Annotated in this window: 8 protein-coding genes; 4 read left to right on the plus strand and 4 right to left on the minus strand. The window is 71.0% G+C overall.

Translation table 11 applies throughout. The features are described from left to right. Positions 1–1,375: type VI secretion system Vgr family protein (locus AOZ53_RS07200; RefSeq protein WP_197286459.1), on the minus strand; the 1,375-nt coding region annotated here is incomplete at its 3' end. A 462-nt stretch (positions 1,376–1,837) separates the two neighbouring features. On the opposite strand from AOZ53_RS07200, the gene AOZ53_RS07205 reads away from it, so the two are divergent. Together AOZ53_RS07205 and AOZ53_RS07210 are read left to right on the plus strand one after the other, a co-directional pair. Continuing rightward, a complete protein-coding gene (locus AOZ53_RS07205) occupies positions 1,838–3,043 on the plus strand; it encodes an alpha-hydroxy acid oxidase (protein ID WP_054476746.1) in 1,206 nt (401 codons plus the stop codon). Positions 3,044–3,187: 144 nt separating this feature from the next. Further along, positions 3,188–4,351 (plus strand): metallophosphoesterase, encoded by a 1,164-nt coding sequence (locus AOZ53_RS07210; protein ID WP_054434046.1) that lies wholly within the window; start codon positions 3,188–3,190, stop codon positions 4,349–4,351. Between the two features lies 1 nt (position 4,352). On the opposite strand, the gene AOZ53_RS07215 is transcribed toward AOZ53_RS07210, so the two are convergent. Continuing rightward, entirely contained in the window at positions 4,353–4,808 is a 456-nt protein-coding gene (locus AOZ53_RS07215) for an Lrp/AsnC family transcriptional regulator (protein WP_006394840.1), read from the minus strand. A 92-nt stretch (positions 4,809–4,900) separates the two neighbouring features. Between AOZ53_RS07215 and AOZ53_RS07220 the strand changes: the two genes are divergently transcribed. Continuing rightward, on the plus strand, positions 4,901–6,112 hold the full coding sequence (locus AOZ53_RS07220) for an MFS transporter (RefSeq protein ID WP_054476750.1): 1,212 nt from the start codon (positions 4,901–4,903) through the stop codon (positions 6,110–6,112). Between the two features lie 4 nt (positions 6,113–6,116). Here the strand turns inward: AOZ53_RS07220 and AOZ53_RS07225 are convergent, their stop codons facing one another. After that, positions 6,117–7,088, minus strand: a complete 972-nt coding sequence (locus AOZ53_RS07225) for a GGDEF domain-containing protein (RefSeq protein ID WP_054487401.1) — start codon at positions 7,086–7,088, stop codon at positions 6,117–6,119. Positions 7,089–7,235: 147 nt separating this feature from the next. Beyond that, positions 7,236–8,057: a MetQ/NlpA family ABC transporter substrate-binding protein gene (locus tag AOZ53_RS07230; protein WP_054487403.1), complete on the minus strand. Its 822-nt coding sequence runs from the start codon at positions 8,055–8,057 to the stop codon at positions 7,236–7,238. Positions 8,058–8,295: 238 nt separating this feature from the next. Here AOZ53_RS07230 and AOZ53_RS07235 point away from each other — a divergent pair. Further along, positions 8,296–8,604 (plus strand): arginase family protein (locus AOZ53_RS07235; protein WP_369816798.1); only part of this gene is annotated, 309 nt, incomplete at its 3' end.

The raw sequence follows: 8,604 nt of genomic DNA on the forward strand, positions 1-8,604 counted from the left end.
CGTCGCCGCGCTTGTTGCGCAGGATCTCGTCCTGCTCTTTCGCTTGCGTGCCGCCCTCGGCGTCAGTCACGACCGCCGTGTGCACGCCGTGCACCGACGGCGCGCCGCTCAGGCGCGCGCCGCGCTGGTGCGCCAGCTGCGGCCGCCACGGCCGGTCGCAGCGCACCGACTCGAAGCGGTTGGCGTAGCCCACCTCGCGCGCTTTAGCCAGTACCGCCGGATCGGGGGATTGCGAAGCCGCGGCCTCGCCATCCAGCATCAGATACGCATCCAGCCCCCCCAGCCGCTGCGCCAGCGAAGCATGGGTTTCCGGAGGCAGGTTGTTGATGCCCACATGCTCGATCCAGTCCAGCGCAAAGACGGGCTCGAAGCCGACCTCGCCCGCCGGCCCCAGCGACGACAGGTCCCGCAGCGTGAAGCGCGTGCCCGAGCGGAACGTGCGCACCACCCCGCGGCCCGCGAAAGTCTCGGCGCGGGCGCGCACGGCCTCGCGCGCCAGGTTCGCCTGCCGGCGGGCCTGCGCCTCGTCGGCAAAGCCGCCATGGCCGGCGATCTCGTACCAGTCCAGGCCCGCCGCGTCGTCCTGCCCGCTGGCCGGGTTGACCGGCGCCTGCGCGGCCACGGCGCGCTTGCCGCTGTCGTGCCAGCCCAGCACGGTGATGCTGTCGGGCGTGCGGCGGCGCTGGCGCGCCAGTGCCTGCACGGTGTCGCGCGATTCGGTCGCCGCGGCGCGCTGGAAGCGGATGCCGCCGCCCGCGGACTCGGCGTCCTCGGCCAGGTTGCGGCTGTCGGCGAACAGCTGCACCACGTGGCGCGCGGGCACGCTTTCGTCTTCCAGCACGGTCCAGCCCAGGCCGGCCTCGGCCAGCAGGCGCATCAGGAAGTCATAGTCGGTTTCGCGGTATTGGGTGGTGTAGGGACGCGGCGCCAGGTCGGCCAGCGCGCCTTCGACGTCGGCCGCGATGCGGTAGACATAGCCCTCATAGCCATCGAGCACATGGCGCACGATGTCCAGCACGGCCTTGCCCTCGAACACGCGGCTGGCGCGCCGCTGCGTTGCCAGCCACAGCCACGGCACGACGGTCAGCCGGTAGCGCGCCAGGCCGGCGTCGCCCGCCAGCAGCTCGGCCTCGCGGATCACGCCGCTGCGCCCGGCCTGGCTGCCGTCGGCGCGCGTGGTCCACAAGGTCACCGGGCGCGAGATCATGTCCTGCAGCGACAGCCCGGCGTCATCCGACAGCGCCACCACGCGCAACTGGCCGACGCCGGAAAGCGCCTCGCGCGCGATCCAGCCCTCCACCTGCAACGACGCGAGCACGCCCTCGCCCTGCAGGCGATAGAGGCGCGACTCGGAATTGAACAGGCTGCCGCTCATGGCTGCCTGGAACGCTGGAACAGGGTTGAAGCCGGCACAGTCAGGGGTCTCCCATGCGCAGTCCTACAGCGGGGCCAAAGAGAAATAACACGCCGGCTTGGCCCGACCGGAAATTCAGCTGTGCGTAATATGCAACCAAATCTTGGCGCGCCGGGCATGCCCGCGCGCGGCCGGCGGCAGCGGATCGACGGGAGCCCTGGCGCTGCGGATTGCGCCAAAAGAATGAGAATGCGCGGTGATGATGCGAATTATCACAATTTCTCAGGTTCCGATAACGAATCGCGCTCGGACGGCCGCCTGGAAGGCGACGGACGCCCTGGCCCGGCCGCGCGGCGGCGCCGAGGCGCGCCATGCGCCGATCAGGCGGCGCCTTACTTTCAATAAAGCGAACAGGAAATTCAGAATTTATTCGCTTTATGTGGCTAACTACCGTGGGTAGATTGGCGCTTTTTCGAACCTGCCATGACCACCACCGCCCTGCCCGCCGCCGCCCGCGCCGCCACCCCGAGCCGCCCGTCCCGCGCCCTGGCGCGCATGCTGTCGCTGGACGACTTCGAGGCCGCCGCGCGCCGGCGCCTGCCGCGTCCGATCTTCGGTTACGTGGCCGGCGCCGCCGAGGACAACCAGTCGCTGCGGGCCAATCGCGAGGCCTTCGGCCGCTACGCCTTCCAGCCGCGCGTGCTGGTCGACGTCTCGCGCCGCCAGCAGCAGGTCGAGCTGTTCGGCCGCCGCTACGAATCGCCGTTCGGCATCGCGCCCATGGGCATCAGCGCGCTGTCGGCCTATCGCGGCGACATCGTGCTGGCGCGGGCCGCGCACGAACAGGGCATTCCCGCCATCCTCAGCGGCACCGCGCTGATCGCGCTGGAAGACGTCATCCAGGCCGCGCCCGGCACCTGGTTCCAGGCCTACCTGCCCGGCGACCCCGCGCGCATCGACGCGCTGGTGGCGCGCGCCGCCCGCGCCGGCTACGAGACCCTGGTGCTGACGGTGGACATCCCGGTGTCGGCCAACCGCGAGAACAACGTGCGCACCGGCTTTTCCACCCCGCTCAAGCCGAGCCTGCGGCTGGCCTGGGACGGCCTGACCCGGCCGCGCTGGCTCGCCGGCACCTTCCTGCGCACGCTGCTGGCCCACGGCATGCCGCACTTCGAGAATTCGTTCGCCACGCGCGGCGCGCCCATCGTGTCGGGCTCGGTGCTGCGTGATTTCAGCGCCCGCGACCACCTCAATTGGGAGCACGTGGCGCGCATCCGCCGGCAATGGCAGGGCGCGCTCATCATCAAGGGCATCCTGCACCCGGCCGACGCGCGGCTGGCGCGCGAGCACGGCGCCGACGGCATCATCGTCTCCAACCACGGCGGCCGCCAGCTCGACGGCGCGATCTCGCCGCTGCGCGCCCTGCCCGGCGTGGTGGCGGCCGCCGGCGCCATGCCGGTGATGATGGACAGCGGCGTGCGTCGCGGCGGCGACGTGCTCAAGGCGCTGGCGCTGGGCGCGCGCTTCGTGTTCGTCGGCCGTCCCTTCAACTATGCCGCGGCCGTCGGCGGCCAGGCCGGCGTGGCGCACGCCATCGGCCTGCTGCGCGCCGAGGTCGACCGCAACATGGCCATGCTCGGCATCAACCGCCTGGACCAGATGGACGCCAGCCTGCTGACGCCCGCCTGAGGCGGCCGTCACGCGCAAGCGGCGGCGTCCATCTGGCGCCGCCCGTGGCATTTCCATCCCGGATGCCGTGCGCGCAGGGCATAGAATGGGGGTTCCTTCGCTACCGTTGGGCCGTCCCTCGCGCCGGCCCCCGCCCCGCCGCCCGTGTCTCTACGCCAATCCTCGTTTTTCCTGCGCTTTCTGACCCTGGGCGCGCTGGCCCACGTCTACGTCGGCGCCCGCCTGATCCCCGACGCCGGCCTGGACGGCCCGGGTTCGGCGAGCGCGATCCTGCTGCTGATCCTGTCGTGCATCCTGATTCCGCTGGGCATGCTGGCGCGCTCGTCGGTGCACCCGCCCTGGGGCGACCGCATCGCCTGGGTCGGCCTGATCGCCATGGGGCTGTTCTCGTCGCTGTTCGTGCTGACGGTGCTGCGCGACGCGCTGTTGCTGGTGACGTGGCTGGTGAGCCTGGCGACGGGCCCGGGACTGCCCTGGATCGACTTGCGGCGCATCAGCGCGATCGCCGTCGCGGCACTGGCGCTGGCGGCCACGCTGGTCGGCTTCTACAACGCCCGCCGGCGCGCCCGCGTAGTGACGGTCGACGTGCCGATCCGCGGCCTGCCGACCGACCTGGACGGCTTCACCATTGTGCAGATCAGCGACATCCACGTCGGGCCGACGATCAAGCGGCGCTACGTGCAGGCCATCGTCGACGCGGTCAACGAGCTGACGCCCGACGTCATCGCCATCACCGGCGACGTGGTGGACGGCAGCGTCGAGCAGCTGGCGGCGCAGGCCAGCCCGCTGGGCCAGCTGCGCGCGCCCTTCGGCGTGTACCTGGTGACCGGCAACCATGAATATTATTCAGGCGCCGCGCCCTGGGTGGCGGAATTCCGCCGCATGGGCCTGCGGGTGCTGATGAACGAGCATGCCGTGATCCATCCCGCCGGCCTGCCGGTGGTGGTGGCCGGCGTCACCGACTACAGCGCTGGCGCGTTCGACCCGCGCCAGCGCAGCAACCCCGCGGCGGCGCTGGCCGGCGCGCCGGCCGATGCGCTGCCCAAGATCCTGCTGGCGCACCAGCCGCGCAGCGCGGCCGCGGCCGCGCCGCTGGGCTACACCCTGCAACTGTCGGGCCACACGCATGGCGGCCAGTTCTTCCCCTGGGGCTTTTTCGTGCGCTTCCAGCAGCCGTACACGGCCGGCCTGCACCGCCTGGGCGACATGTGGGTCTACATCAGCCGCGGCACCGGCTACTGGGGCCCGCCCAAGCGCCTGGGCGCGCCGTCCGAGATCACCCGCCTGCGATTGCGGCCGGTGCACTGAACTAGGCGTCGTCCGGCAGCGGCCCGCGCTCCAGGTAGCTGGTCAGCGCGATATCGCTGGTGGTGTTGGTGATGCCCTCGATCTGGTGGATGCGCGCCAGCAGCGCCTCCAGCGCCTGCGTGTCGCGCACCCGCACCTTGAGCAGCATGGCGCTCTTGCCGGTGATGGTGTGGATCTCCTCGACCTCGGTCAGTTCGGCCAGGCCCAGCACCTGTTGGGTGATGCTCCAGTTGTTGGTGTCCACGTGCACGAACGCCAGCAGCGGGCGGCCGATGCGGGCGCCGTCCAGCCGCGCGGCGATGCCCTTGATGAGGCCGTCGCGCTTGAGGCGCTTGACCCGCTCGTGCACGGCGGGGGCCGACAGGTTCAGCAATTTGCCCAATTCGGCGTAGCTCGGCGAGGCGTCGTCCGCCAGCAGCGTTAATAGTTTTCGGTCGCGGTCGTCGAGATCTGGCATTGGAATCTGGTTCTGCCTAACGGCATTCGAACTTTTACGGGATAAAGGAATATCGGTATTAACCCTTATTTTATTCCAATAAAATTCCGCGGATGCAGAACCGCAACACCGCTCGCGCGCCGTCGCGCCGCCAGCCGCTTCCCCCCGCCATCCCCGCCCTGATGTTCGCCGTCAGCGTCGTCGGCTCGAACGGCCTGGCGCTCAGCCCGATCCTGTCGGACGTGGCGCGTTCGTTCGGCAGCACCGCCCTCACCGTCAGCACCGCCATTTCGGCCTACGGCGCGGCCACCGCGGCCAGCGCCTTCCTGCTGGCGGCCCGCATCGACCGCTGGGGCATCCGCCGTTCCCTCCTCATCGCCATGGCGGTGCTGATCGCGGCGCTGCTACTGTCGGCCACCGCGCCGCACTGGATCGTCCTGACCGTGGCCCAGGCGCTGGCCGGCGCCGCCGCGGGCGTGATCCTGCCGGCGGCCTACGGCTCGGCCTCGCTGGTGGCCGCCGCCGGACAGGAAACCCGCGCGCTGGGGCGCGTGATCTCGGGCTGGTCGGTCTCGCTGGTGGCTGGCGTGCCCCTGTCGGCGCTGATCTCCGACGCGGTAGGCTGGCGCGCCACCTACGCCGTGCTGGCCCTGTGCGCCGCGGTCGCGCTGGCGGGGCTGCGCAAGCTGCCGGAACGCCGCAGCGCCCACGCCGCGCCGCCGCGGCTGTCGCGCCTGCTGGCGCCGCTGTCGTACCGCGACGTGCCGGTGCTGCTGCTGGGCTGCCTGGCGTTCTCGTCGGCCTTCTACGGGGTCTATGCCTTCCTGGCGGATCACGTGCGCACCCTGCTGGGACTGTCGGCGGGCCAGGTCGGCTTCATCGCCTTCGCCTATGGCGCCGGCTTCCTGCTGGCCGGCCTGGGCGGCGCGCCGCTGATCGAGCGGCTGGGCCCACGCCGCGCCCTGCCGCTGGCGCTGGCCGCCATCGCCCTGGTCTACCTGGCGCTGCTGCCGGCCGCGCACGCGCTGACGGCGGTGCTGGCGCTGGCCGCGCTGTGGGGCGCGGCCTCGCAACTGAGCCTGAACCTGCTGGTGCTGTTGTTGTCGCGGGCCCGGCCCGACGAACGCGGCGCGGTGCTGGGACTGAATACCTGCACCACCTACCTGGGCGCCAGCGTCGGCACCGCAGTGGCCGGCACGCTCTACACCCACGCCGGCTTCGAGAGCCTGGGGCTGACCGCCGCGGCCGCCGTAGCCCTGGCCGCGCTGGCCCTGCACTGGCGCCTGAACGGCCGCCGCGCCGGCGAGCGCCGCGCCGCCGCCTGACGCCTCAGGACGGCAGGACCACCGCGCAATCGCGGCCCGAGCGCTTGGCCTGATACAAGGCCTGGTCGGCGCGCCGCAGCACGTCCGACATGCTGGCGTCGGTTTCCAGGAAACCGGTGATGCCGCCGCTGGCCGACAGCACCACGGCGTGGCCGTCGATGTTGGCCGGGTGCTGGCGCAGGCTGGCGCGCAGCCGGTCACAGACCGCCAGCGCCACGTCCTGGCCGGCGTCCGCCAGCAGCACCACGAATTCCTCGCCGCCCAGGCGTCCGACCGAATCGCCCTCGCGCAGGCAGGCCCGCAACTGGTCGCAGAAGTGGCGCAAGGCGGCATCGCCGCCCAGGTGGCCGTAGCGGTCGTTGACCTGCTTGAAATAATCCAGGTCCAGCATCAGCGCCGTATGGCCGGCGCCTTGCCGGGCCGCCTCCAGCATCGTCTTCATGCGCTGCAGGATCTCGGCGCGGGTCCAGCAGCCGGTCAGGCCGTCGACCTTGGCCAGGCGCGCCAGCGCGGCCTCGTTGCGGCGGTTCTCGGTCACGTCCATGCCGATGTTGACCACGCTGCCATCAGGCAGGCGCACGTTGGACCACATGACCGACAGGCGCTCGCCGTCGCGCGTCAGCGGCCGCCATTCGCGAAAGCCGCGCTGCGGCGTCCGTCCGACGCTTTCGACGACCCGGGCGCGGATCTCCGGGTCGGGATAGAACAGCGCCAGCGGTTCGGGATGCTGGTTGATCTCGTCGCGGGTCCAGCCGAAGCGGCGCTCGCAGGCGTCGTTCCACAGCAGGCATTGGCCGCGCTCGTCGAACGCGTTGATCAGAACCGGGGCGTTGTGGAACAGGGCCTCGTATTGGGCCACCACCTGGCGCAGGCGGGCCAGTTCCTCGTCGCGCGGGTCCGGCGCGCCCGCGCGGTCGCCGCCGGCAAGGCGCGGCGACGAGGCATTCAGGGCGTCATTCGAAGAAACGAGTCGCATGGGGTGGCGGGCGGGCAAAGGCGTCACGGCGGGGCCGGATCGGCCCCGGGGGTGCAAAGCGCGGCCAGTATACGGTCAAGGCCGCGCGGCAATTGCCAAGAAACGTCAAGCCCGCCCGGGCCCCTCCCGCCCCGCAGCGGCCCCGCGCTACCAGGGGAAGCTGATCAGGTCGCCGTACAGGCTGCGCAGCTTGGCCTTGACCTCGGGCGACTGCTGGTAGATGGCGATGAACTTCAGCAGGCGCGGGTCCTGCGCGCGGTCGGGCCGCGCGACCCAGCGGATGGCGTAGCGGCGCACATTGGCCGGATCGGTGTTGTCGAACGCCAGGCCGTCCTTTTCGTCCAGACCGGCCTGCTTGGCGAAGGTGGTGTACGTGACCGACGCCGTGACGTCATCGAACACGCGCGCCGACTGCGAGCCCTCGATCTGCACGAACTTCAGCTTCCTGGGGTTGTCGGTCACGTCCTCGATCGTGGCCTGGTGCGCCACGCCCGGCTTGAGCTTGATCAGGCCGATGGACTCCAGCAGCAGCAAGGCGCGGCCGGTGTTGACCGGATCGTTGGGCACCGCGATGGTGGCGCCGTCCGGCAGCGGCTGGCCCTTCTTGAGCTTCTTGGAGAACAGGCCGATGGTGGTCGAATACCCGTAGGCGATGGGCGTCAGGTTGGCGCCGCGGCGGGCGTTGAACAGTTGCAGGAACGGTTCGTGCTGGAAGAAATTGGCGTCGACCGAGCCGTCGGCCACCGCGATGTTGGGCAATACCCAGTCGTTGAATTCGACCAGTTCGACCTCCAGGCCGGCCTTGCGGGCCTCGGCCACGGCCAGCTCGGTGGCGGCATTGGCCACGCTCGGGATCAGGCCGATGCGCAGCGGCTTGTCGGCCGCCAGCGCCGGGCTGGCGCAGGCCAGCCCCAGGGCGGCCGCGGCGGCGCCGCGCGCCAGGGTCAGGAACAGGGATTGCAAAGACATGGGATCATCCGGAAAAGAATTCGATCGGCCCGGCTATTGTGCCGCAGCGCCGTTCCCGCGCGGCCAATGGCCTTGCCCGCGCCATGGCGATCGCGTCACGCCACGGCGCTACACTCGACCCCGATACCGAAACCCTGCATGACGGAGTCCGACCTTGCAAAACACCGCTACCCTGCCCCCGCATGTCACCCTGATCGGCGCGCCCACGGACATCGGCGCGGGCGCCCGCGGCGCCTCGATGGGCCCCGAGGCGCTGCGCGTGGCCGGCATCGGCCCGGTCATCGAAGCCCAGGGATTCCAGGTCACCGACCGCGGCAACCTCTATGGCCCGGCCAACCCCTGGCAGCCGCCCGTGGACGGCTACCGCCACCTGAACGAGGTGGCCGCCTGGAACCAGGCCGTGCACGACGCCATGTACGAGGCCCTGACGCAGGGCTCGCTGCCGATCCTGCTGGGCGGCGACCACTGCCTGGGCATCGGCTCGATCAGCGCGGTGGCGCGCCATTGCCGCGACACCGGCAAGAAGCTGCGCGTGCTGTGGCTGGAC

The sequence above is a fragment of the Achromobacter sp. 2789STDY5608621 genome (genome assembly GCF_001299375.1).
GTDB classification, from domain to species: domain Bacteria; phylum Pseudomonadota; class Gammaproteobacteria; order Burkholderiales; family Burkholderiaceae_B; genus Achromobacter; species Achromobacter insuavis.